The 23,886-nt window shown below is 47.6% G+C and carries 25 protein-coding genes, 8 tRNA genes and 3 pseudogenes; 25 read left to right on the top strand and 11 right to left on the bottom strand.

Annotation, left to right across the window (positions count from 1 at the left end; genetic code table 11):
• Nucleotides 1–7: 7 nt before the first annotated feature.
• Complete coding sequence (locus tag E1963_RS16310; RefSeq protein WP_132280260.1) at nucleotides 8–628, top strand: dihydroxyacetone kinase family protein; 621 nt, start codon at nucleotides 8–10, stop codon at nucleotides 626–628.
• A 329-nt stretch (nucleotides 629–957) separates the two neighbouring features.
• On the opposite strand, the gene E1963_RS16305 is transcribed toward E1963_RS16310, so the two are convergent.
• Entirely contained in the window at nucleotides 958–1,284 is a 327-nt protein-coding gene (locus E1963_RS16305) for a sporulation initiation factor Spo0A C-terminal domain-containing protein (RefSeq protein WP_066579976.1), read from the bottom strand.
• A 243-nt stretch (nucleotides 1,285–1,527) separates the two neighbouring features.
• Here E1963_RS16305 and E1963_RS19810 point away from each other — a divergent pair, with 243 nt between their 5' ends.
• The 17 genes from E1963_RS19810 to E1963_RS16225 all read left to right on the top strand — a co-directional run bounded on the left by E1963_RS19810 (nucleotide 1,528) and on the right by E1963_RS16225 (nucleotide 11,540).
• Complete coding sequence (locus E1963_RS19810; RefSeq protein WP_167482229.1) at nucleotides 1,528–1,713, top strand: hypothetical protein; 186 nt, start codon at nucleotides 1,528–1,530, stop codon at nucleotides 1,711–1,713.
• Between the two features lie 192 nt (nucleotides 1,714–1,905).
• Nucleotides 1,906–3,072, top strand: coding sequence for a THUMP domain-containing class I SAM-dependent RNA methyltransferase (locus E1963_RS16300; protein ID WP_132280257.1), 1,167 nt, complete (start codon nucleotides 1,906–1,908; stop codon nucleotides 3,070–3,072).
• Between the two features lie 4 nt (nucleotides 3,073–3,076).
• The gene (gene rdgB / locus E1963_RS16295; protein WP_132280254.1) at nucleotides 3,077–3,697 is read left to right on the top strand and encodes an RdgB/HAM1 family non-canonical purine NTP pyrophosphatase; all 621 of its coding nucleotides are present in this window, start codon (nucleotides 3,077–3,079) and stop codon (nucleotides 3,695–3,697) included.
• Between the two features lie 11 nt (nucleotides 3,698–3,708).
• Nucleotides 3,709–4,188 (top strand): metallophosphoesterase family protein, encoded by a 480-nt coding sequence (locus tag E1963_RS16290; RefSeq protein ID WP_132280251.1) that lies wholly within the window; start codon nucleotides 3,709–3,711, stop codon nucleotides 4,186–4,188.
• A 124-nt stretch (nucleotides 4,189–4,312) separates the two neighbouring features.
• Nucleotides 4,313–4,387, top strand: a tRNA-Pro gene (locus E1963_RS16285).
• Nucleotides 4,388–4,394: 7 nt separating this feature from the next.
• Nucleotides 4,395–4,465 (top strand) — tRNA-Gly (locus tag E1963_RS16280).
• A gap of 64 nt (nucleotides 4,466–4,529) precedes the next feature.
• Nucleotides 4,530–4,603, top strand: a tRNA-Arg gene (locus E1963_RS16275).
• A 67-nt stretch (nucleotides 4,604–4,670) separates the two neighbouring features.
• Nucleotides 4,671–4,744, top strand: a tRNA-His gene (locus E1963_RS16270).
• Nucleotides 4,745–4,753: 9 nt separating this feature from the next.
• Nucleotides 4,754–4,825, top strand: a tRNA-Gln gene (locus tag E1963_RS16265).
• 9 nt (nucleotides 4,826–4,834) lie between these two features.
• A tRNA-Lys gene (locus tag E1963_RS16260) sits at nucleotides 4,835–4,907 on the top strand.
• A 70-nt stretch (nucleotides 4,908–4,977) separates the two neighbouring features.
• Nucleotides 4,978–5,057 (top strand) — tRNA-Leu (locus E1963_RS16255).
• Nucleotides 5,058–5,234: 177 nt separating this feature from the next.
• The gene (locus E1963_RS16250; protein ID WP_132280248.1) at nucleotides 5,235–6,455 is read left to right on the top strand and encodes a DNA-methyltransferase; all 1,221 of its coding nucleotides are present in this window, start codon (nucleotides 5,235–5,237) and stop codon (nucleotides 6,453–6,455) included.
• A 171-nt stretch (nucleotides 6,456–6,626) separates the two neighbouring features.
• Complete coding sequence (locus E1963_RS16245) at nucleotides 6,627–8,057, top strand: [FeFe] hydrogenase, group A (protein ID WP_132280245.1); 1,431 nt, start codon at nucleotides 6,627–6,629, stop codon at nucleotides 8,055–8,057.
• Between the two features lie 70 nt (nucleotides 8,058–8,127).
• Nucleotides 8,128–8,787, top strand: coding sequence for a rubrerythrin (gene rbr / locus E1963_RS16240; protein WP_132280243.1), 660 nt, complete (start codon nucleotides 8,128–8,130; stop codon nucleotides 8,785–8,787).
• A 193-nt stretch (nucleotides 8,788–8,980) separates the two neighbouring features.
• A complete protein-coding gene (locus E1963_RS16235; RefSeq protein WP_132280240.1) occupies nucleotides 8,981–9,715 on the top strand; it encodes an ABC transporter ATP-binding protein in 735 nt (244 codons plus the stop codon).
• A 1-nt stretch (nucleotide 9,716) separates the two neighbouring features.
• Nucleotides 9,717–10,646 (top strand): SufB/SufD family protein, encoded by a 930-nt coding sequence (locus E1963_RS16230; protein WP_132280237.1) that lies wholly within the window; start codon nucleotides 9,717–9,719, stop codon nucleotides 10,644–10,646.
• Nucleotides 10,647–10,682: 36 nt separating this feature from the next.
• Nucleotides 10,683–11,540 (top strand): DUF2238 domain-containing protein, encoded by an 858-nt coding sequence (locus E1963_RS16225; protein WP_201272053.1) that lies wholly within the window; start codon nucleotides 10,683–10,685, stop codon nucleotides 11,538–11,540.
• Here E1963_RS16225 and E1963_RS16220 read toward each other — a convergent pair.
• Nucleotides 11,527–12,324, bottom strand: coding sequence for a hypothetical protein (locus E1963_RS16220; RefSeq protein ID WP_132280234.1), 798 nt, complete (start codon nucleotides 12,322–12,324; stop codon nucleotides 11,527–11,529). The two genes, E1963_RS16225 and E1963_RS16220, sit on opposite strands and share 14 nt — an antisense overlap.
• Nucleotides 12,325–12,441: 117 nt before the next feature.
• Complete coding sequence (locus tag E1963_RS19805) at nucleotides 12,442–12,600, bottom strand: hypothetical protein (protein WP_156519944.1); 159 nt, start codon at nucleotides 12,598–12,600, stop codon at nucleotides 12,442–12,444.
• A gap of 97 nt (nucleotides 12,601–12,697) precedes the next feature.
• On the opposite strand from E1963_RS19805, the gene E1963_RS19800 reads away from it, so the two are divergent.
• The 3 genes from E1963_RS19800 (at nucleotide 12,698) to E1963_RS16210 (ending at nucleotide 13,879) form a co-directional block, all read left to right on the top strand.
• On the top strand, nucleotides 12,698–12,844 hold the full coding sequence (locus E1963_RS19800; RefSeq protein ID WP_167482228.1) for a hypothetical protein: 147 nt from the start codon (nucleotides 12,698–12,700) through the stop codon (nucleotides 12,842–12,844).
• 385 nt (nucleotides 12,845–13,229) lie between these two features.
• Nucleotides 13,230–13,430, top strand: coding sequence for a hypothetical protein (locus E1963_RS16215; RefSeq protein ID WP_066579960.1), 201 nt, complete (start codon nucleotides 13,230–13,232; stop codon nucleotides 13,428–13,430).
• Between the two features lie 107 nt (nucleotides 13,431–13,537).
• Nucleotides 13,538–13,879 (top strand): hypothetical protein, encoded by a 342-nt coding sequence (locus E1963_RS16210; protein ID WP_132280231.1) that lies wholly within the window; start codon nucleotides 13,538–13,540, stop codon nucleotides 13,877–13,879.
• Nucleotides 13,880–13,976: 97 nt separating this feature from the next.
• Here E1963_RS16210 and E1963_RS16205 read toward each other — a convergent pair.
• The 4 genes from E1963_RS16205 to E1963_RS16190 form a co-directional block, all read right to left on the bottom strand.
• A tRNA-Leu gene (locus tag E1963_RS16205) sits at nucleotides 13,977–14,059 on the bottom strand.
• A gap of 63 nt (nucleotides 14,060–14,122) precedes the next feature.
• Nucleotides 14,123–15,244, bottom strand: coding sequence for a DUF4317 domain-containing protein (locus E1963_RS16200; protein ID WP_132280228.1), 1,122 nt, complete (start codon nucleotides 15,242–15,244; stop codon nucleotides 14,123–14,125).
• 115 nt (nucleotides 15,245–15,359) lie between these two features.
• A complete protein-coding gene (locus tag E1963_RS16195) occupies nucleotides 15,360–16,238 on the bottom strand; it encodes a metallophosphoesterase (RefSeq protein ID WP_132280225.1) in 879 nt (292 codons plus the stop codon).
• Complete coding sequence (locus E1963_RS16190; protein ID WP_132280222.1) at nucleotides 16,235–17,143, bottom strand: DUF4474 domain-containing protein; 909 nt, start codon at nucleotides 17,141–17,143, stop codon at nucleotides 16,235–16,237. The genes E1963_RS16195 and E1963_RS16190 overlap by 4 nt, the downstream gene beginning before the upstream one ends.
• A gap of 168 nt (nucleotides 17,144–17,311) precedes the next feature.
• Here E1963_RS16190 and sdaAB point away from each other — a divergent pair, with 168 nt between their 5' ends.
• From sdaAB to tnpA, 3 genes and pseudogenes are all read left to right on the top strand, one after another.
• Complete coding sequence (sdaAB, locus tag E1963_RS16185; protein WP_132280219.1) at nucleotides 17,312–17,992, top strand: L-serine ammonia-lyase, iron-sulfur-dependent subunit beta; 681 nt, start codon at nucleotides 17,312–17,314, stop codon at nucleotides 17,990–17,992.
• Between the two features lie 22 nt (nucleotides 17,993–18,014).
• Complete coding sequence (sdaAA, locus tag E1963_RS16180; RefSeq protein WP_132280216.1) at nucleotides 18,015–18,881, top strand: L-serine ammonia-lyase, iron-sulfur-dependent, subunit alpha; 867 nt, start codon at nucleotides 18,015–18,017, stop codon at nucleotides 18,879–18,881.
• Nucleotides 18,882–19,199: 318 nt separating this feature from the next.
• A pseudogene (gene tnpA, locus E1963_RS16175) lies at nucleotides 19,200–19,421 on the top strand (IS200/IS605 family transposase); the annotation flags it as partial.
• A 50-nt stretch (nucleotides 19,422–19,471) separates the two neighbouring features.
• Here the strand turns inward: tnpA and E1963_RS20795 are convergent.
• From E1963_RS20795 to E1963_RS16155, 4 genes and pseudogenes are all read right to left on the bottom strand, one after another.
• Nucleotides 19,472–20,575 (bottom strand): recombinase family protein, encoded by a 1,104-nt coding sequence (locus E1963_RS20795; protein WP_465221085.1) that lies wholly within the window; start codon nucleotides 20,573–20,575, stop codon nucleotides 19,472–19,474.
• Nucleotides 20,561–21,616 (bottom strand): annotated as a pseudogene (gene mobV, locus E1963_RS23535) (MobV family relaxase); the annotation flags it as partial. The gene E1963_RS20795 and the pseudogene mobV, both read right to left, overlap by 15 nt.
• A 179-nt stretch (nucleotides 21,617–21,795) precedes the next feature.
• A pseudogene (locus tag E1963_RS16160) lies at nucleotides 21,796–22,185 on the bottom strand (replication initiator protein A); the annotation flags it as partial.
• Between the two features lie 111 nt (nucleotides 22,186–22,296).
• Nucleotides 22,297–22,710, bottom strand: a complete 414-nt coding sequence (locus E1963_RS16155; protein WP_132280207.1) for a cysteine-rich VLP domain-containing protein — start codon at nucleotides 22,708–22,710, stop codon at nucleotides 22,297–22,299.
• Nucleotides 22,711–23,070: 360 nt separating this feature from the next.
• On the opposite strand from E1963_RS16155, the gene E1963_RS16150 reads away from it, so the two are divergent.
• Nucleotides 23,071–23,886, top strand: a complete 816-nt coding sequence (locus E1963_RS16150; protein ID WP_132280204.1) for a helix-turn-helix domain-containing protein — start codon at nucleotides 23,071–23,073, stop codon at nucleotides 23,884–23,886.

Raw genomic sequence — 23,886 nt, 5'->3', positions numbered from 1 at the left:
GGATGATATGGATATAGGAATCATAAAGAAATTTTTAGGGAATGCAGATAGAATCATGACGGAAAACAAAGAGTATCTGATTGGACTGGACAGCGTGGTAGGGGATGGAGACCTTGGGCTTACCATGAGCGACGGATTCAAAGCAGCATACGCCGCAGCAAAAAGCAGTGAAGAAAAGGATGTGGGAAAAGTGCTGTATCAGGCAGGAAAGGCCATGTCAACAGCGGTACCCTCAACGATGGGGACATTGATGGCTTCTGGGCTGATGCAGGCTGGGAAAGAGCTGAAGGGCAAAGAAATTATAGAGGAAATGGATATGGCAGCGCTCTTCCGGGCATATGCGGATGGTGTCATGAAAAGAGGAGGGGCATGTGAAGGAGATAAGACGTTCCTTGATGGGCTCCTTCCGGGAACCAGATGCTTAGAGGAGGCGTTGAACCGGGGGGAAGGCCTGAAGCAGGCCGCACAAAAAGCAGCGCTTATGTCAGAACAAGGATTTAAGAACACGACAACGATGGTTGCTGTACACGGGCGGGCCGCAACTAGAGGTGAAGCGTCAAGGACGCTGGAAGATCCTGGAGCAGCAGTCGCCATGTTATTGATGAAAGCTTTTTCCATGTCTTTATAACCATAGAAGAGTGCTGGATGCTTTGATGAAAGGAAAAGAATTTGCCATATAATTCCATGCATATATACATATGCCGGCACGGATATGGTACTGTTCTACAGGGAATTGCTGGTAAAAGTAAAAGACCGATGGGGGAGCCATCGGTCTTTTGAGGGGAGTATAAATAATTAATAAGGGGTTGTAGAAAGTATTCTTTCTACATGATTAAGTATAATATAGGGGACATTAAAAAGCAAGTTAAAAATTAAAAATTTCTTAAAATGGAAGCTTTTTGTGAAAGTTGCCAAAAATTGGCATTATAATTTTTATGAAGGAGCCCGCATGGCGGGCTAACCTTCTTCGCTTAAATAATTGTAGAGAATATCGATAAATTCTCCATTTGCCGGTTTCTGCCTAAGCTCGTATCCAGAGATGGTTATCAGGAGCTTTCGATTGCCTTTGTACCAGCAGTTAGAAATGGCAGTACGGATACAGTGCTCTACATTATCCCTGGAGGTGCCAAAATGTGTGGCCACATCAACATAGAGAGTTTTGTAGACAGAGAGCAGATACTCATCATTTGATAAGCACAGCTGCAGCGCATATAGCAGGAAATAAAATCCTTTCAATGTAGACCGTATCCCGAGCCTTAACAATAGAGCTCTCGATTTATCCATAATGCCTCCTACCGACCTTACAGCCTAATTGTATACAATAACTTGTCGATTGAAAAATAACAGAAACGAAAAGAATAAAATAGATGAAATTCGATGATATTAGACTGCTTCGTTTTTTCGCTGAAAAAAGATTGAAAGAATTATGGAAATAGTTTTTTTGTGCATCTTACATAAAAGAATGGAATCAGGACATAATAATCTCGTAATCAAAAAAATTGATTAGAGTGATTAGGAGGAATTAACATGGCAAAGAACTATAATTCATCTAACAGCAATTCAAATGCATCAAACCAGAACGCTTCTAGCCAGAATGTATCAAACCAGAACGCTTCTAACAGAAATGCATCAAACAAGAATGCATCAAACAAAAATGCATCAAATCAGAATTCTTCAAACAGAAACAGCAGCAACGAGAGCAACAACTACTAGATTGTAAGCGAAAGAAGAGCAGAAAAAGGACGTATCCACAGGGTACGTCCTTTTCTGTGGATAAGTGCCCTGGGGACAGGGGAAAACGAATTGGGGACGGGGGTTTTTTAAAAAACCCCCGTCCCCAATTGACAAAACGTGTACACAGCAAGTAAGATAAAAAGATAAGATTAAAAAAATTGGAGAATTTTTATGGATAGAATTGAATTGATTGCCCCATGTCATTTTGGACTGGAGGCCGTGTTGAAGAGAGAGATACAGGATTTGGGTTATGAGATTGCGGGCGTGGAGGACGGAAGGGTGACGTTCTATGGCGACACGGAGGCGGTGTGCCGTGCGAATGTCTTCCTGAGGACTGCGGAGCGGATCTTATGGAAGGTTGGTTCTTTTAAAGCAGTTACTTTTGATGAACTGTTTGAAAAGACGAAGTCGCTGCCATGGGAGGAGTTTATCCCTAAGGACGGCAAATTCTGGGTGGCGAAGGCAGCTTCTGTAAAGAGTAAGCTTTTCAGCCCTTCCGATATACAGTCTATCATGAAGAAGGCAATGGTAAAGCGGCTTCAGGAACATTATCATATGGAATGGTTCCAGGAGGACGGAGCATCTTATCCGGTACGTGTTTTTTTAATGAAGGATACTGTTACGATAGGTATAGACACCTCCGGCGTATCCCTGCACAAGAGAGGATACCGGGAAGTGTCCGGCAAGGCGCCCATCACGGAGACGCTGGCGGCAGCGCTTATCATGCTGACACCATGGAATAGAGAACGTATTCTCGTAGACCCGTTCTGCGGCAGCGGTACATTTCTCATAGAAGCGGCGATGATGGCAGCGGGCATTGCACCGGGGATGAACCGTTCTTTTACCGCAGAGGGCTGGACAAACCTTATTACTAAAAAGCAGTGGTACGATGCGGCAAATGAGGCGGACGGCCTTATACGGCGCGATATTGAGGTCGATATCCAAGGGTACGACGCCGATGACAGCGTGGTTAAGATTGCAAGGCAGAATGCGGCGGAAGCAGGAGTCGGGCATCTGATTCATTTTCAACAAAGGGATGTGAAGGAATTGAGGCATCCGAAGAAATATGGTTTTATCATAACAAATCCCCCATACGGGGAACGGCTGGAAGAGAAAGAGAACCTGCCGCAGCTATACAGGACTTTCGGGGAGAGCTTCAAGGAACTAGATTCCTGGTCTGCGTACATGATAACTTCCTATGAAGAAGCAGAGCGGTACTTTGGAAGGAAAGCGGACAAGAACAGGAAGATATACAACGGGATGCTCAAGACGTATTTTTACCAGTTCCTGGGCCCGAGGCCGCCGAAGCGTTCGGGAAGCCATAAAGAAAGGAAGTAAGAGAATGAATAAGGTAATATTTGCAACAGGCAATGAACATAAGATGGTGGAAATCCGTATGATACTGGAAGACCTCGGCATGCAAGTCCTGTCTCAGAGAGAGGCCGGTATTGCCGCGGATATCGTGGAGGACGGAAGCACATTTGAAGAAAATGCTTTGATTAAAGCAACTAAGATAGCGGAGCTTGCACATGGGATGGATGTGTACAAAGAGGCTGTGGTTCTTGCGGATGATTCCGGCCTTGAAATCGACTGCCTGAACAAAGAACCCGGTATATATTCCGCAAGGTATATGGGAGAAAATACATCCTATGATATCAAGAACCAGACGCTCCTCAACCGGCTTGACGGCGTGCCGGATGACGAACGTACGGCGAGATTCGTCTGTGCGATAGCGGCAGTATTCCCTGACGGGACGGCTGAAGTCGTGCGTGGTACGATGGAAGGCATTATTGGACATGAGATCGTCGGTGAAAATGGATTTGGTTATGATCCTATCTTCTTCCTGCCCCAGTTTGGCATGACAAGTGCGCAGCTGTCTCCGGAAAAAAAGAACGAGCTGAGCCACAGGGGAGAAGGCCTGCGGAAAATGCGTTCTGTCATTGAAAGTAAGATGTTAGGATAAGAGGAATTAGTATGAAAATATTAATTGTAAGCGATACACACAAATCTCATAAGAATCTGGAGACGGTGCTTGAGCGGGAGGGGCAGATTGACATGCTTATACACCTGGGCGACGCAGAGGGAAAAGAGGACTATATAGGTGCGCTCGTAAGCTGCCCGTTCCATGTCATAAGTGGAAATAATGATTTTTTCTCCGATCTTCCGAGAGAAGAGGAGTTTTTTATCGGTGGATACCACGTGTTCATCACGCACGGACATTACTATTATGTCGGTATGTCGGAAGAGCGTCTGAAGGCCGAAGCGAGAGGGCGCGGCGCTGATATCGTGATGTATGGGCACACACACAGGCCGGCGCTTACGGTAGAGGACGATCTGGTGGTGCTCAACCCAGGAAGTATCGCTTATCCAAGGCAGGAAGGCAGAAGATCAAGCTATGTCGTCATGCGTACCGATGCCAGAGGAGATGCCGGTTTTGAGATTAAATTCGTGTAGAAAGCTGTTTATAAAAAAATGGAAAAAAATATGTTGACAAGCTGGTAACCTTCATATATAATAACTCTTGTGTCACGGCGATACGGCGGAAGACGAGACTTCATGTGACAGAAAAAGAATATTTCGGGGTGTGGCTCAGCTTGGCTAGAGCGCCTGGTTTGGGACCAGGAGGTCGCAGGTTCAAATCCTGTCACCCCGATATGTATGCGGGTGTAGTTCAATGGTAGAACACTAGCCTTCCAAGCTAGATACGTGGGTTCGATTCCCATCACCCGCTTTCTTAAAGCCTTGATATCGAATGCAGGGAATTAAGAAAAAGCAGTTCCAAAGAGCTGGTTTGTGAGTCTGTAGCTCAGCTGGATAGAGCAACGGCCTTCTAAGCCGTAGGTCGAGGGTTCGAATCCCCCCAGGCTCGTTAGAGCCACACAATTGAATAAGGTGGTACTTAGTTGGACACTATAGTTCAATAGGTAATATATATGGTGGGTATGGTGCAGTTGGTTAGCGCGCCAGATTGTGGTTCTGGATATCATGGGTTCGAGTCCCATTACCCACCTTTTTTTATTGGGCTATCGCCAAGCGGTAAGGCACAGGACTTTGACTCCTGCATTCGCTGGTTCGAATCCAGCTAGCCCAGGTTACGTATGGGCGTGTAGCTCAGGTGGTAGAGCACTTGACTTTTAATCAAGTTGTCCGGGGTTCGAATCCCCGCACGCTCACTGGAAAACGGTCCCTTTTCCTGATAAGTATTCAGGAAATACGGTCCGTTTTCTATTTAAAATAGAACATGCGGATGTGGCGGAACTGGCAGACGCGCTAGACTTAGGATCTAGTGGGAGACCGTGCAGGTTCGATTCCTGTCATCCGCATTACTGAGCCGTAATCTCTTGATTATCAAGGGGTTACGGCTTTTGTCGCGTGCCGTAATCCGTAATTATTGCAATGATTGTCACCTAATAGGCCGAAAACTGTAAGATGGATATTTGATGTATTTGGATATAGTGATATAATTAATTTCAAAGAAATGGCCAATCGGCTATAATCTAATGAATAAACTCTTGAAAGCTTATGATGGAAAGGTAAGGATGATGAATAATAATAAAATTAAGATAGAAAAGTTTTTTAAGCTGCTGGATGTTCCTAACTACGAGACATTGAAGAACTTATCGAAGGAGACAGGGATTCCAACAAGCAGGCTGCGATATTATAATGATAATATGATACTTCCAATGGGCGAAGATATGGACAGACTTTGTGCATATACAGGGTATAGTAAGGAATTGATAGAAATAAGCTTAGGACATATTTCGCCGGAAGTACAATCCTGGATCATCAATCATGGAGAGGATATTCTAAAAGAAATTGCGGTACCTGATTTGAAAGTTTCTGAAGTCTCACCTGTTTTTAATACTCCATTCGGTACGCTGTTTCATGATGACTGTGTAAAAGTATTGGTCAGTATGCCGGATGAATCCGTGGATATGGTTTTTGCAGATCCACCTTTTAATCTGAATAAAGATTATGGGGACAGCATAGACGATGATATGACTAAATCAAAATACATCAATTGGTGTGAGGTCTGGATAAAAGAATGTGCCAGAGTGCTAAAGCCGGGCGGGGCATTTTATATATATAACTTACCGTATTGGAATACATTTCTTTCTAACATCTTAAATAAATATATGAACTTTCGACATTGGATAGCAGTATCTATGAAAGGTCTGATACCGGTACAAGGCAAATTGCAGCCGGAACACTATGGACTGCTCTATTATATAAAGGGGGAAAAGCCTAGGGTCTTTAATAAGCAGAGGATTCCTCTAGTCACTTGCAGACATTGTGGAGGGGAGATAAGAGATTATGGTGGGAAAAAGAGCAGTTTGAACCCGGAAGGAATATCTATCTCAGATATTTTTATGGATATAAACCCTGTCAGACATAAAAAATATAAAAACAGGTCCGCAAATGAACTGCCATTACGGCTGTTACATCGATTAATCTCTTTATCTACAGATGCCGGCGATATAGTGCTGGATCCTTTCGGGGGGGCCGGCACAACTTATGTGGCGGCGGAGTTTCTGGAAAGAAATTGGATTGGTATGGAGATTGGCGATACGGATATCATTATTGAACGGTTAGAAAAAAATGAGAGGGACAGGGAACTGCTATTAAAGATAGAAAAGGATTCAAACCTATTATTTACAGAGGAACAGGTCAGATTAAGACAGAAGAATAATTTCTGGACCTATGAAAAGTTAAGGGATTAGGAATCTTTTAAGGGCCGCAATTACCTGATTATCAGGTGGTTGCGGCTCGTTGCCTGTCCATGCAAGAGATGAGGATTACATCCACGTAATTATTAATTTAGGACTTGCACATGATGGAAAAATATGCTTTATTAATAACAGTTACTAATATTGATTTAAAGAAGTGAAGAGATGAAGCCCAGTTTTGCAGACATCAGGATACCTATCGAACCTGATAATCCTGCAGTGAGAAGAGAGGAAAGCCTGTGCATCAAATGCGGGCAGTGCAGGCAGGTGTGCGAACGGGATATTGCCGTAGGCCGGCTGTATGCTCTGAAAAGTACAAATGATACGGCTATATGCGTACATTGTGGGCAGTGCGCTAATGTCTGTCCGGTGGATTCCATAAAGGAAGTGTACGAATACGGAGAGGTCAGGCAGGCTATAGAAGATCCTGAAAAAATAGTTATTTTCAGTACATCTCCTTCGGTACGTGTCGGACATGGGGAAGAATTTGGATATCCGGCGGGCAGTTTCGTGGAAGGCAAGATGGTGGCGGCACTTAGAAGCCTGGGTGCCGACTATGTACTGGACACCAATTTCGCCGCCAATCTGACGATTATGGAGGAGGCATCAGAACTTGTAGAAAGAGTGACCAAGAAGACGAAGCCGCTGCCGCAGTTTACGAGCTGCTGTCCGGCCTGGGTAAAATTTGCGGAGACATTTTATCCTGAGATCCTTCCGCATATATCCAGCGCCAAAAGCCCGATTGGAATGCAGGGACCTACCATTAAGACATATTTTGCTCAAAAGAATAATCTGGATACTTCTAAGATTGTCAATGTGGCAGTGACGCCTTGTACCGCCAAGAAGTTCGAGATACAAAGAGGCGAGATGAACATATCGTCTGTCAGCAATGGGGCGGAAGATATGCGTGACATGGATTATGTCATCACTACGAGAGAGCTTGCAAGATGGCTGCGAGAAGAAGGCAGGGACTTGAGAGACATGCCGGAATCTCCATACGATTCGCTTATGGGTGCCGCATCAGGAGCCGGGGTTATATTCGGCAATACGGGCGGCGTCATGGAAGCCGCGGCAAGAACTGCCTATTATCTTATTACCGGTGAGAATCCGCCGGAGGATTATCTGAACCTGGCACCTGTACGCGGCATGGATGGAATCCGGGAGGCGGAAGTCGTCATCGGAGACGTCCCGCTCCGGTTGGCAGTTATCCATGGCTTGGAGCATGCCAGGCAATTTATAAAAAGGATGGCTGACGGTGGGAAGAATTATGACTTTGTCGAGGTCATGACGTGTCCCGGCGGCTGTATCGGCGGCGGAGGGCAGCCAAAGACGGAGGTGCCCATGACGGACGACATCAGGCAGGCACGGATCCGTGCGTTATATGACAAAGACGCATCCATGGTAGTGAGGTACAGCCATAAAAATCCGGATATCAAGAGAGTGTATGAAGAGCATTACATAAAACCGTTGAGCGAAGTGGCGGAAGAACTTCTGCATACCCGCTACAACGACAGAAGCAAAGACCTGGGGGCGGCAGGCATGCAGGAGAAGCCCGCTGACGCCTTCTCCCTGGGAAAGCGCTGGAGAAGAACGTAATAAGCAAGAACAGCATAATGATCGAAACAGGATGAAGAATAGAGAAATGAATGAAAAGGAGATAAAAATCATGGCTAAATTCAAATGTACAGTATGTGCTTATATTCACGAGGGAGCCAATCCGCCGGAAGCATGTCCGATCTGCAAGGTAGGCCCAGACAAATTTGTAAGGCTGGAAGAGGAAAAGACAGGCGGCAGTAAATATGCGGGAACTAAGACAGAGAAGAATCTGATGGAAGCATTTGCCGGAGAGTCACAGGCTAGAAATAAATATTCCTTCTTCGCAGAGATAGCAAGACAGGAAGGGATGGAGCAGACGGCAGCTATCTTCACCGAGACAGCCGAACAGGAAAGGCAGCATGCCAAGATGTGGTTCAGCGAGTTCCATGGATTAGGGGATACGGCAGAAAACCTTCAGACTGCCGCGGACGGCGAGAACGAAGAGTGGTCCGACATGTACAAACGCATGGCAAAAGAAGCAAGGGAAGAAGGCTTTGAAGAGCTTGCCTTGAAATTTGACAACGTAGCAAAAGTAGAGGCATCTCATAAGAAGCGATATCTGAAGATTCTGAACACATTGAAGGCGGAGAAGACCTTCAAAGGCGATGCGCCGCTCGGCTGGAATTGCCGCCAGTGCGGGTTCATCTACGAAGGAGAAGAGGCACCGGAGAGATGTCCGGCATGCGGATATTCACGGGCATATTTTGAGAGGAAAGTGGAAAATTATTAAAACATCGAACGAAATGGGGACGGAGGTTTTTTAAAAAACCTCCGTCCCCATTTCGTTTTGCCGTGTCCCTTTTTGTATTCCTTTATGTTGATAATGTGGATAAAAGAGATTATAATGGACTGGTACTGTTAAAAATCAATATAGGATCTAGTGGTTTCTGGAATTTATAAGAGATAAAGGAGCGATGCAGAAGATGCTTGAAGTAAAGAACCTGACATTCAAAGTGGATGAAAATGGTGTGGAAAGAAGTATTGTAAAGGACATCAGTTTCCAGGTGGAAGACGGAGAGATGCTTGTGATTACGGGCCCTAACGGGGGTGGTAAGTCGAGTCTTGCCAAAGTGCTGATGGGGATAGAGGATGCCGACGAGGGCAGGATCGTCCTGGATGGAGAGGATATCACGGACTATGATATCAGCCACAGGGCAGATGCGGGGATTGGCTTTGCGTTCCAGCAGCCGCCCCGATTCAAGGGCATGACAGTTGATAAATTATTATCTCTGGCCGCGGGCAGGCCGTTGACGGAGCCGGAATGCTGCAAGATGCTGAGCGGTGTTGGATTATGCGCCAGAGAATATATCAAGAGAGAAGTAGATGCCACCTTGTCGGGCGGGGAGATGAAACGGCTGGAAATCGCGACGGTCCTAGCAAAGCCTCATAAGCTATGCATCTTTGATGAGCCGGAAGCCGGGATCGACTTGTGGAGCTTCTCCATGCTTGTGCAGCAGTTTGAACGGATTCACAAGAAAAAGGAAGAAAGCCTTATCCTCATCTCCCACCAGGAGAGGATTATCCAGATGGCAGACAGGATAATGGTAATAGAGGATGGGAAGATAGGAGCCATAGGCACACGCGATGAGATACTTCCGAATCTGCTGAGCGAAGGACAGTGTGCATGCATGGACAGGCAGCAGGAAGGAGGAAACTAAGTTGGGAAAGCAATTGGACAGGATTATAGAAAAGGTGCTCGAGCAGATAGACGGAGCCGGATTCAGGCAAAAAGGCGCTTTTAACCTTAGATACAACGGAACTGCACTCTGCCATGGTGACAGCGAACACATTAAGATAAAGAAGAAAACAGATAAGCAGGGCATAGATATCTATATCGATGCGGAGACGAAAGGCGAGCAGGTGCATATCCCTGTTGTCGTCAATGCCACCGGCATGAAGGACGAAGTATATAATGATTTCTTCGTGGCGGACGGCGCGGAAGTAACCATCATAGCAGGCTGCGGCATCCACAACAGCGGGTGCAATGAGAGCCGGCACGACGGGATCCATACGTTCCATGTAGGCAGAGGAGCAAATGTCCGCTACGAGGAGAAGCATTACGGAGAAGGTGAAGGGACCGGCGCAAGGGTCCTGAACCCGGTTACAAAGATCATACTTGACGAGGGAGCGGTATTTACGCTGGATACGGCACAGATCAAAGGGGTAGATTCCACGGTGCGCACGACAGATGTCATAATGGGCGCCGACGCGAAGCTCTACGTGGTAGAGAAGCTGATGACCCACGACAGCCAGACGGCGGAGTCCGATATGGAAGTACAGATGAATGGAGAGGGCAGCTCCGCACAGATCGTATCCAGATCCGTGGCAAAGGGGGCGTCGGTACAGACGTTTCACCCAAAGGCTGTCGGCAATGCAAGATGCCATGCACATATCCAGTGTGATTCCATCATCATGGACAAGGCAGAGGTATGCTCCATACCGGAAATCAATGCGAGGCATCTCGATGCTGCCATTATCCATGAGGCGGCTATCGGACGTATCAACGATGAACAGCTCATTAAGCTGCGGACGCTGGGCATGACGGAAGAGGAAGCGGAAGGAGTAATAATCGAAAACTTTCTGGAATAGACTTCTGTGGGATAAGACGAGAAGGATGTAGAACATATGAAGAAAAAGATGAGCAGGATAAGGATTATGGGCAGGGCGATCAAAATGGAACTGCGGGAGCACAAAAGCTCTTTTATGGTTTACGTGACGCTGCGGGCACTGGTCGTTCTGATGATGATACTGCAGATATTAAACGGCAATTACGAAAATGTATTTTTGTGTATATTGACATTGCTGCTCCTGATAATTCCAAGCCTGGTGCAGGTAAATCTAAAGATAGAGCTGCCCACAGCCCTTGAGATTATCATACTGCTGTTTATATTTGCAGCGGAGATACTGGGTGAAATACAGTCCTATTATATTATATTTCCCGGGTGGGACACGCTGCTGCACACGCTGAACGGTTTCCTGATGGCAGCAATCGGGTTTGCGCTCGTAGATATACTGAACCGCAACGAACGCTTTTCCTTCAAGCTGTCGCCGGTGTTTGTGGCAATCGTGGCCTTCTGCTTTTCCATGACCATCGGTGTCATCTGGGAATTCTTTGAATTTGGCATGGACCAGATCTTCCGCTTCGATATGCAGAAAGACACGATAGTGCATACCATATCGTCCGTAATGCTGGATCCGGCAGGAAGGAACCACCCGGAAGTCATCCGCAATATCACGGACATTTCCATAAATGGCGAGAGCCTGGGACTTGGCGGTTATCTGGATATCGGACTCATCGATACGATGAAGGATCTGCTCGTGAACTTTGTGGGGGCAGTCCTGTTCTCCATAATCGGATATTTCTATGTAAAGAACCGAGGAAAAGGAAAGTTTGCCAAAAGATTCATCCCCAGGCTTAAGACCAAAGATGCAGATTTTCTGCAACAGGCGGAAGCTGAGGATGAAAAAGCTAATGAAAAATAAATTTACGTATGAGACAGCTGATAACGCCCATCACACAGAGAGGAAACAGCGTCTGATTCAGGGAGCCGTAGACGGATACGGCTCCTTTTAGTCCGCCAAGCGCCTGAGGCACCTCTGGAATCAGGCTGCCCAGATGTACAGACAGGTAAGAGCCGATATATATGATGAGGAAGGAACATATCCCTCTTCCGGTATCGAGCTTTCTGATACGGCGGCCGTCCTTTATCTTCTGGCCGGAAAGCGTCCAGAAAAATGAAATAAGTTCAAAAATCAGCAGCAAGGCTGCAAAGCCAAAATACGCGGCAAGCGCATAATTCTTCTCCGCGACGGCAGCCGCAGGATTCCCATAAGCCGCGTGGCCATTCCAGAAGCTGATTCCAAGCAGGACGGTAATAACAGTAATAAGCAGCAGAGAAGCCGCTTTTAAGACAGTACGGATAATGCTGCCGGCTGCCTTGCCTCCTGCTTGGACTGTCTTTGCCGCAGGAGATAACAGATTCGGCAGTTTCACCCTGCCTTTTTTCCGTCCTTCTTTCTCGTCACCGTAATCTTGGCTGCGGGAGGTATCCGCTGCCCGCCGCTCATTCTTCCGGGCCGGCCTCTGCCTTTTCGGCCGTGCCTCTTCTTCATATTCATCATGGTAGTGCATATCATCCCCGGGCCACGGCTCATCCGGACCGCTGTCATAATCGATATAATCATCCAGCTCATCCAGGGCATCGTATATTACTTCAAAATCATCATCGAAATGTTTGGCGTAATCCTTATCAATATATTCGTTCATGCAATCCCTCCTAACAATGTGTTATATTCTATATCGTTTGAAGCAAATTCTCAAGAGGGAAAACAGAAGCTTCACAAACTTATAAGGTTTTCTTAAAGATTCACAATAATACACATCTTACTTCTTGCTATCGGTATCATCTTTCTGCAGAAGCTCCTCAGGGAATGGAATCGTGATATCGCTCGTGTTCTCCTGCCTGTTACGGGATTCTGTGCCAGCAGCGTTCCGAAGGGCTTCCGGTAACAGGTCTAATTTTAAATCTGATAAATCTTTCATGTAAACACTCCTTTTTTATATAGGATGTACTCCTGAGAAACAAGGTATACAGTATAATAAATGTATTGGGGAGAAATACTGTTTATGAGGTGATATTATGGACAAAAAACGACAGGAAAAGCAGAATCAGAAGAAGAATCTGGAGAAATTCAACAGCATTACGGAAAAAGTGAAGCCTGAGAACCAGAATCAGGAGCATAACGCAAGAAAAGAAGCAGTAGATGTTAAAATGAGGCAGGTTTAGGCTTCGCAGGAAGGCAGTAAATTGTAAAAAGCAACGCGCAGTCCCCGGTATGGGAACTGCGCGTTACGATATATAGGTTCGGGATGTATCTAATCTCGACAAGCCGTCATGCTCGCTGATACATATGGGCTATCTTGCCATCGTTGGCTATTGAAATATTATAATAGAAGTAGGAACATAGGAAAAAGAATATAGTTGATCAAAAGTAATGTGACGTAATCACAGAAGAGAGAATATCAATCTGATATGATGAATCCATAATAAAAAGGAGGTAAGAATCATGAATGTTATATTGGATAATAGTTTGAAGGAATATATGGAAGAAAAACAGTACACGGATATCGTCGTTGAGCCGGCGGTGTGCAATACATGAGGCGGCTCCTATGTGGAGATATCAGCAAGGTTTGCTGATAAGGAAGAAGTCAAGGGCCTGGAGGAAACCGGATATAAGAGTATACCGAGCGAGGCGGGTAAGATTGTCCTGCCGGGGAAAGGAGTCGGTATCGCGGATACGGTAAAGCTGAAGCTTGCCAGAATCCTCTGGAGCAAGAGAATCGTGGTAGAGGGCCTGACATATGAGGGCTAAAATATGAATCATCGCTATGGCGGCGGCGCTGCTGCTGTCGGTCTGCCAGGATCCTGCCGGGAACCAGGAGAAGACAGAAGAAAAGGCAGGGATACTGTAAAGAAGAGATGAAAACGCTCGGTGATATCGGGAGAAAGTATGCAGGAAAAGGGGTACAGATACTTGGCATCGCAAGAGGGATTGATGCGGAGAATGAAGAGGAAGCAGCTACAATAGCCGCTGCGGCAGGTGCAGATTATGTCCAGCTGATTGCAACAGAAAAGATGGAGGAAAACGTGCTCCATAACTATGAAGCAGCTCCGGCTACGATTATGGTCGGCAGAGATGCCGAGATACTCGGGGATGCTGTTACGGGTACAAAGGACAGTGCTTACTGGAACAGTGAAGTCGAGAAATATCACAGCAAAGTGTGCGTGAATGACCATCCTGCAGACTGCGGCGTGGGATGAGGCTCCTGGTAGGCAGCGGGCAGCTGCAGTAAACAGGCATACGAAAAAAAGCACCAAGCACCGTCTAATCTAACAGTGTTTGGTGTTTTTACTTCAATGCGGAGAAAGGGACTTGAACCCTCACAGGATAACTCCCACTAGAACCTGAATCTAGCGCGTCTGCCATTCCGCCATCTCCGCTCGCAAAAAATATTCTAGCACATATTTGGACATAAGGCAAATGTTTTTTGCGTTTTTAACAAATTATTTTACAATCTCAATTCCATTGACTTCCAGGTGGTCGTCTATCGCAATGACGAGGCATTTTCTGCCGTCAATCAGCTTTGTCTCTACAAGGTCAGACCGTTCCGGATTCACTTTTACGATTACGTCAGGCGTCTCAATCTGGAACGTCTTCGTATTCACGATGTTAGAGGCAAGGAGTGAATGTTTCTCTCCTACGATCTCTTCGTATTCTTTATCAAAAGATTCCATGCGTTCATTCGGGACACCGCTCTTTTCAAGAAGGCGCTTGACATCCGGCCTGGAAAGCTCAAGCGGCTCAGGCGCTTCTTTATGCTCCTCGATTAGCTCGGTCAGATTATCGTGTATGCTGCGGACGACATCATAATCGCATTCTTCCCCGAGCGTATCGCTAATAATGGCGTGGAACGTCTCCTGCTGGTCTTTGGCTGTGAGCGGTATCGTACTGCCAAGGACATTCCCGATAAAATCCGGCTGCAGTTCTTCCGGCTTCTTAGAGTAGTACAGGATATTATGTATATCTGCAGAACGGTCCTGAAATGCAGGGAACAGAAAGCCCTTAGCGGGAGCGTCTACAATCCAGTCCCGGATCCGGTCCTCGATACTGTTTGTCGCGGCATTGTAGCTGAGTCCTGCCTTAGACAGGTTGACCGGGCAGATGCTGCACATGATATGTTCATACACTTCATCCGAGGCGTCAAACATCTCCATATTGTCAGATGCTTTGCCTGGTATGTCATAGGCGGCATGGATAAGGATGATATAATAGTTTTCTGCGTAGATGTAATTCTCAATCACTTTATCGTAGAATTCTTCTACGAGCATCTCATCTTCGAGGCGGCTTTGGCGGAGCTTGAGCAGAAAGTCCTGTGTCCCTCCCGGCTTTTCCTGGTCAAGAGGAAATTCCATATTAATGAGGTTCTTTCCAATGGTGCCGGAGAGAGTCTTTTTGAATATATCAAAATATTTAAAAGCTTCCTCCTCCGGCATGGAAAGAAATGCCTTCTTAAGTTCCAGTATCTTCTGCTTTTCATGGTCTACATAACAGCCGCAGATTCTTGTGATTGTACAGTTCTCAGGCGAAAACTGCTTGCGTATTTCAAGTACTTCTTTTTTATTCATTACATGACACTTCCTTCTAAAAAACTGTACACAATCTTATCATATCCGAAGCAATTTGACAACCGGCATATGAACGGGGAAATAATACCGCGGGGCGGATATTTATTCCAGCTCCTTAATACTCGTCGATGCAGACAGGTCCCGCAAGTTCCTCCCTACCGACATAGAGCGTCATGTCGTCGCGCGTCCGAAGCGTCCATTTTACGAGAGTCATGCAGCGGTCTGTCACTTCGATGCAGGTGATGCATCTCGGATGTACGCAGCTTCCGGTGTTAAAGTACGGAGATTCTTTTGTGCCAATCATCGGCCGGTGCGTGTGGCCCGATATGAGTATCCTGTCATTATCGATGGCCCATCCCGTGAGCAGCCTTTCTGTCTTCCACTTTTTCGTATTATTTTTTGCCGCGCTTGTCGGGTCAAGAAAGCCTATGTGCTCCATTGGTTTCCAGATATAGCGCACGAGAAAACGGCTGAATTTCCAAAGGACGGAATTCAGGAAGTCTGCCTGATGCCCGTGGGTGAGGTACAGATCTCTTTTGCCGAGGAGGTCTTTTAATATCAGCCCTTCGTAGAAGGTAATGCCGGGAAACAAGGGCTGCGTCTTGTTCGTGCTGCATATATACGAAGAGAAATGCTGGCCGCTGTACTGCGGATTCCGCTTTATGAGGTCATGGTTGCCGTACAGAAGCCAGAGCCGTTTCTGCTTGTAGTAAAGGGACAGGAGCCAGAACGTATTGTCGTGGATAGACTTTATCTGTTCCATAGACCGGTTCTCCCACAATTCGTCACCGTCTCCAAGCTCGATATACGTGAACTGCCGGTCATAATAATATCGGAGCGCCGCAAAGTACAGGTTCTGGTTCTTCAGGAAATTATCATAAGACATTCCGGTCCCCCGGTGGCAGTCGCTGAACAGCACATATCTGGAATCAGAGCCCAGGGGCAGGACAGGAGCATCCGCAAATGCGGCATCCAGCCGGTCTGCCGTGCTCATGACTGCTTCCTCCGTCTCGGTTTCCTCCGGGAATAGCAGTGTATACGCATCATGTGGCGGAAGACGAACGGCAGATATTCGTACAAGTACAGGAGCTTATCGAGCGTATGGCAGAATACTTTCGTAATCCGGCAGTAGAAGAAGAGGAACAGCCGGTCTTTCCAGAGCGCCCAGGCCGAAATGAAAAGATGCGACATGCGCGGCTGAGGAGTCTTGGGCCTGTCAAATACAAAAGAAACGGAATTACCGCATATATTGATATCGCCTGGACAATATCCGGTTTCATACATGCTGTCCAGAAAGGCATACATCATCTGCCTGTTGCCAAAAGTAATAGTGATATCCATTTTCAGCAGTTCCGGCACGGAATAGCAGCCCATGCTGAAGCCGGCCAGCCACCAGTGCTTCCTGCATGATAAGTTGTAAAGAAGCGAGGTGCCGTTATACATGCGGACAGAAAAAGAGAGCATTTCCTTTTCGGGCACCGCATGAAACAATGCATGTTTCCGCTCGGCGGGGGGAATAATACGTTCAGCCTGGTATATGCCGATTTCACCGCCGATATTGATACCGTACTGCCCCTTCCAGAATTCAAGCATCCATGTGCGTCCGTCGTAATCAAAATAGACAGGCTCACAGTCGAATACCATATTAAAGTGGGCGGCATTCTTATCGTAGAGCCAGCGGTAGCCAAAGTCCCGCTGCCATGCATCTGTCCGGGAAGTAAAGACGTCATGGCACAATTCGTAGCAGAACCCGAAGGGGGCGGTTAATTCGTTAAGAAGCTCCAGCTTCTCTTCCGTACACATACATTTTATTTTACATATGATTCTTTTTTTACGGAAATGAAATATTACTGCCAGCACCATCATAAATAAGAGCAGCAGGGGAAATAAGAGATACATACCAATATACCTTCTCTCATAAATATAGTAATTAATGCATATTATGTGAATTTAATGAAAAGGGTGCCATGTGAGACGGGGGAGGCGAAGCGGAAATAGTCGTTGTAAACCGTTCCAAACCAAAGTATAATAAAAGAAAGCTAAACTTAAGAAAAGAGAGGTTATAACATGGGCAGTATATTTGATATTCTGGGACCTGTGATGGTGGGGCCATCCAGTTCCCACACAGCGGGAGCGGTACGCATCGGATTGATCAGCACCCAGTTATTTGGCAGGAGGCCCGGGAAGGCCACGATCTACCTCCACGGTTCCTTCGCGGCTACGGGGAAAGGCCACGGGACAGACCGCGCAATCGTCGCCGGACTTCTGGGGATGAAGCCGGATGACATGCGGATTCCTGACAGCTTTGAGATCGCGGTGGCGGAAGGCATGGAATTTACCCTTGCGGAGAAGGAAATCAAAGGGGCGCATCCGAACACGGCGCAGATCATCCTGGAAGCAGAGGGCGCGGAGACGATGAGGATAGAGGCATTTTCTATCGGGGGCGGCAGAATACGTGTCAGCAAGCTGGACGGTATCGATGTAAGCTTCAGCGGCGAGAGCAATACGCTTATCGTACGTAACATCGACCAGCCGGGATGCATCACGGAGGTTGCGGCGTCCTTAAGCGAGGAGGACATCAACATAGCGACCATGCAGGTGTTCCGGGACAAGCGCGGCGGGTGTGCGGTAATGGTCGTTGAGACGGACCAGGTCGTGTCAAGAGAGGCGCTGGACCGTCTGGAAGGCAAAGAAGGAATCGTCAATGTCACGTTCCTGAATGTAAACGGAAGTATTGAAGAGAAATAATCGGCAGGAGGAAGAAAAACGTATGTCATTTCAATCGATTGAAGAGGTAAGGGCAAGATGTGAAAAAGAAAATGTACCGTTCTGGAAAGCAGTCCAGTCAGAAGATGCACAAGAGCGTGATGTCCCGGCAGAGGACTCATGGAAAGAGATGAAGCATATGTGGCAGGCTATGATTGACGGCGTGGATGCATATGAACCGGGCCTTGTGTCCAGAAGCGGCCTTGTGGGGAAAGAGGGCGGCCTCATGGAAGAATACGCAAGGACGGGCGAGCCGCTGTGCGGCAGATACATGGCCAAGGTCATGACAACAGCGCTGAAGATGGGGTGCAACAATGCCTGCATGAAGCGAATCGTGGCGGCTCCTACGGCAGGAGCCTGTGGAGTACTGCCGGCAGTGCTCGTGACTTATTACCGGGAGTATGATGTTCCTGAGGACAGGATGATAGAAGCCATGTACGTGGCTGCGGGTATCGGGCAGATTATTGCAAACCGTGCGTTTCTGGCGGGGGCATCCGGCGGATGCCAGGCGGAGATCGGATCTGGTTCCGGTATGGCGGCGGCAGCCATCACGTATGTGCGCGGAGGAAGCTTTGACCAGATAGGACATGCCTGCGCCATGGCGCTGAAGAATCTGATGGGCCTCGTATGCGATCCGGTAGGAGGGCTTGTGGAAGTACCTTGTGTCAAAAGAAATGTAGGTGGAGCCGTCAATGCAATGGCAGCCGCAGACATGGCACTCGCCGGCATCGTGAGCCAGATTCCGGTTGACCAGGTGATAGATGCCATGCGGGAAGTGGGAGAGAAAATGGACGTCAGCCTAAGGGAGACAGGCATAGGCGGCGTGGCCGGAAGTCCAAGGGGCCAAGAAGTTGGAAAAAATTTACAGTAGTAAAATATGGAATAATTCTTCTACAATAGAGAAATAACAAAAAATAGTTTCTCAATAGAATAAGGGAGGGTTATTCGCATGTCAAATACGTTTGGCTACATCAGAGTGTCGACAAAAGATTAAAACGAAGCAAGGCAGCTGGCGGCTCTGGAGGAATATCAAATTCCCCGGAGCCGCCTTTTTATTGTATACCTATTCAATAAAACCACCTGCTATGCGGGTGGTTCCCCAACCGGCTTTAGCCCTAGATAAAAAACCTCCCGAGTTATAATAAGTGTGGGTCCTAAACCGCACCAAAATAACTAAGGAGGTATCCAAATGGATAAGAATACTTTATCACACACCACCTGGGAGTGCAAATACCATATTGTATTTGCACCCAAATATAGGAGACAAGTGATTTATGGGGCGATAAAAGCAGACGTTGCCAATGTATTAAGCACATTATGTAAAAGAAAAGGCGTGGAAATAATTGAAGCAGAATGTTGTGTGGATTACATACACATGCTGGTAAGAATACCACCAAGTATAAGTGTAGCTTAGTTTACAAAGGGCGAAAGGTTGCGTTGTATGGCAGCGCTTATGCGCCGTCATATCTTCCAAATGATGTTGATACTTTCGCTTGTGGCGTAAATTGCGGAAATCATCAAATCCACCACCCGCCGCTTGTCGTCAAAGTCCACATCTTCCCATGTGTCCAGATAGCCGGAAATTTCTTTGACCTGTTCCGGGCTGATGATATCCACACTCAACTCCGCTATCTTTTTGACAAGCTCCTGCTTGCGTCCGTCCAGTTCTTCAATCTTGCTGTTCACATAGGAGAGCAGGACGGGATTTGCCCCGGTCAGCGTGTCAATGAGCGTTTCAATTTCATGCTGGACTTGTGCGAGTTCCACTTGTAGAGCAGTCAGCTTCGGATTGGACTTCATGGCGTTTTTCCGCCCCTTGATGGTCTGGAACGGTTTTAGCTTTTTTACCATAGCGGCATAGATAACAGCTTCCGTATCGGGAATACGGAGCGTCCCTGCGCCTTCACAGCTTTTGTTGTCGGAACGTTTGCTACAACGGAAGTACCACCGCCCATAACTACCCTCGGCTTTTAACGCTTTCTGGCACCTGCCGCATTTGATTTTCCCGGCGAGCCAAGTATTGACCGCTTTTCTTCCCGCCTGATAACTGGCGTTGGCTAAAATCTTCTTTCTACATTTCAGCCACAGTTCGGAAGAAACCAAGCCCTCACTGGGAGCCATAACCAGCGTATGTCCTTGCAGATTATGTTTGGTGTCGCCTTTCATTCCCCGGCCACGATAGAAGTAGCACCCGTTCATTCCAGTAAAGTCGGCGGCGTCATTGACAATGACCGTCCCTTGACTTTTGAAAAATTTATAAATATCAAGGTCAGCCTTGACATAAATGGGATTGCATAAAATGCTTGCAAGTGCCGGACGGGAAAAATATTTAATACCATGCTCCGCAAAATGCCGTACAATATCGCCGTAGGAAGTTCCCGGCTCGGCATACATCTCAAACATCAGCTTGACCTGTTCCGCTTCTTCGGGATTTGCCACTAACTTTTTTGTATTGATACCATCTATCTTGATTGGCTCCGTGTGAAACCCATAGGGAGCCTTGCCGCCCATGCGGAAACCCTTTAGGCTTCGGGAGTAGTAGGCATCGGCCCCCCGCTTCTGTATTGTTTCCCGTTCAAGCTGGGCGAACACGATACAGATGTTCAGCATAGTCCGCCCCATAGGAGTAGAGGTATCAAACTTTTCCGTAGAGGACACAAACTCCACATTGTACTGCTGGAACAGTTCCATCATATTGGCAAAATCCAGAATGGAACGGCTGATACGGTCAACCAGCCTTTGAATGTTCTGTAACTCGCTTTCCAGCTTCGCCCGTTCCATGCGGTCTTTCATCTTGCCGCTTTCACTGGCCTTTGCCCTTGCTTCCAGCTTTTCATTTTCTTCCAAAAGGTCTTTTATCGTGACCTTGTATTTTTTCAGTTGCCCGGAGAAGTCCTCCATCTGCGGAAACCACTTTTTCAGCAGGGAGAGAGCTTCCTCTTTCTTCTTCCCGGCGTTCAGCGGGTTAATGCCGTCAAGGGCGGCTTCAATGGCTCTTGCCTGTTTGGAGAGGGAAACAGCCTGCTTGAAAAGCCGGGTGGGGATATGCTTCCTGCCTGTCTTGCTTGCGCTCTCCCCACGCTCCAAATCCGGGTATTTCTCCACCATGTAGGCGTGAAAATCGTCCTGCCACTTCGTCAGGTTTGCCCGGTTGCCCAAAATCTCTTTGGCGCACAGGCGGTTGTCCTTTGTAAGTGGAACAAAGGTCAAATGCAGATGGGGCGTTTTCTCATCCATGTGTACTACCGCCGACACGATGTTTTCCCGACCTACCCGCCCGATTAGAAACTCCGCCGCCCTCTGGAATAACGCCTGTATCTCCTTTGGGGATTTCTTCTTGAAAAATTCCGGGCTGGCGGTTATCAGCGTATCGACAAACCGTGTGCTGTCTTTCCTTGTCCGGCATCCGGCCTGCTCGATACGGCTCTGAATGAAGTGGTAATAGCGTCCCTCTGGCTTGACGATATGGAAGTTGTATTTACTCCGGCTTGTGTCAATGTCGGGATTGCTGGCGTACTGTTTTTTCTGTCTTTCGTGATGGGCTTCCAGCGGCCTTGCCGGATTGCCCTTGTGCTTTTCAAAACGCAAAATTGCGTGTTGTGCCATGAAACTCCTTTCCCCATTCCATTCCTTTCCGACGGGTTTCCCCGCCGAAATTATCTCTGATAGGATAGGAATGGAATAGATATAAATAAATCGTTTTAATCTCTGTATTTTTATATACCGTCCGGTTTCCGTACTTCAAGAGGATTGATTATCGTACTTGCCGGGTACGGTTTTCCGCCCTCCGGCGTTCCAAAACCGGATTTCTTGAAGTCGGTGTTTGAAACCGCTTCATAGGATTTTGGGTAAATACAGTTGGGTTTTCCACAGCCCTGTTTCTTAATGTCAATCAGCTCCGCATACTGTAACTCCCGCAGGGTATTGACAGCTTTCTGCCGCCCACAGTGGAGCAAGTCCGCCACCTCACAGATGGGATAGTACAGGTAAATACGCCCGTACTCGTCCGCCCACCCGTTTTTCCGGGATAACTCTGCCCGCCGCAGGATAAAGGCATACAGTAGCTTTGATTCGTTGGACAAGGGCTGGAATGTGGGAGCTTCAAAGAGGAAATTCGGGAGCCAGGTGAAGCTGAACGCCTTTTCCGGCTGATGGATATAAATCGTGCTTGTCATAGTGTGTTTTGTGGACGATTAGAAGCCCGTTTTCCGGGGAAGATGATGCTTTATACCACCCGCCCCAGTTTGGGGCTTGCGAAGCCTTGTAAATCAAGGTTTTTTTCCTGCCTAACTGTCCACAGCAGACCTCCTTTTCCGTTCACTTTCTGTTTTCTGCCGTCTGTGAACTCTGGCGGCACAGTCAGGGCAGTATTTTGCCCGGTTGGATTTTGGGACGAACACGCCGCCGCAGACCGCACAGCGTTTCAAGTCCCTGCCCCGGTAAATTTCCGCTTCCAGCGTCCCGGCAAGCGGCAAGACCGCCCACCGAAACCATTTACAGCAGACCGAGAAAGAAACCGTCTGCGGGCAAGTGCAGGTGTCCCCATCGTCAAGGACAATGCAGTTGCCGTCCTCACAGTTACAGCACTCCTGCCGTATCAAGGCGCTGGCCTGTTTCCGCTGTGCCGGGGTCATGCGGTAGGGTGTGCCGTCCGGCTTACGCTCTAACGGCGGCAGGCGTTTATATGGATTGTCTTTCATGCGTCTCTCCGTTTATTCTCCGTTGCCGTTCTCCCCGAAAAGCCTTCCTGCCCCATTCCTGCGGCGTGTTCCGGCGTTGGCACGCTCCCCACAGCTTCGGGCCATTGTGACCCGAAGTTACCTCTGGACAAAGTGTCCAGAAGTCGGCTCTCTGCGTGCTTCCCCAGCCAGATATTCCTTTTCGGACGGTCATTCTGTTTTCAAGGTGCTGTTCACCGATGAACTACCCTAAGTCTACACGAAAAAAAATGCAATCCCCGGAATTTTGCGAGAATTGCATTTTGATGAAGTTTACACTTTGAAAATTGTATTTTTGCAATTTTGCTGTATAATGGAGGTATGCGGAGGAGGTGCGTGTCTATGGCTTTACCCGGAACACCCGGACAGCGGATTTCCGATTTATGCAACGGAAACCACATCACACAAAAGGAACTTGCGGAGAAGATAGGCGTTTCCGCTTCCCAGTTGAGCCGGATTGTCAGCGGTGAAACGAGAACGGTCAGCAGTGATATTCTCATAGGCGTGGCAAAGGAATTTAAGGTATCAACGGACTACATACTGGGCTTGTCCACCGTGAGTGTCCGCAAAAGCTATGATATTTCTGAATTGGGCTTATCCGAGAGAGCCGTGAGGGGGCTTGTGACGGGCGCAGTCGATGTGCAAATCCTCAACCGTCTCTTGGAACACAAGAGCTTTCCCAAGCTGATAGATTTGATACGGATTTATTTTCAGGACACGGCGGCAAAGGGGATAACGGCAAGAAACCAGCTTATTGAGATAGCGACGGCTTCCCTGTCCGACCTAATGAAAGAACACCCGGAACACCGGGCAGGCGCAAGGCCGGATCTACAGCTTTTGAACGCCCAGGAAATGGGGGAACACGAAGCGGAGATTGAGAAAATCAAGAGTGTGTTCCTTGCTATCCTGCGGGATATTAAAAAAGATATGGAAAGCGGAGAACAGCCGGGAGAAGCTGTGACCGCCACCATGTTCCAGGCCATGCGGGACGCATTGGCGGAGCAGAAGCAAACACCGCTTTCCATTGACGATGTAGCGGCGATGGTTGCCGGACAGATCGGACAGCTTGCGCCGATGGACGAGGAAGCCGCCGACCTGTTTCAGAAGTTAGCAAAAAAGATGATTGAGCAGGCTGAATATAAAATTCAAAGGAGATAG

This window comes from Extibacter muris, from assembly GCF_004345005.1.
In the GTDB taxonomy this organism is placed as follows: Bacteria; Bacillota; Clostridia; order Lachnospirales; family Lachnospiraceae; genus Extibacter; species Extibacter muris.
The sequence above is the reverse complement of the archived record's forward strand: the minus strand, read 5'-3'. Positions and strand labels throughout refer to the sequence as shown.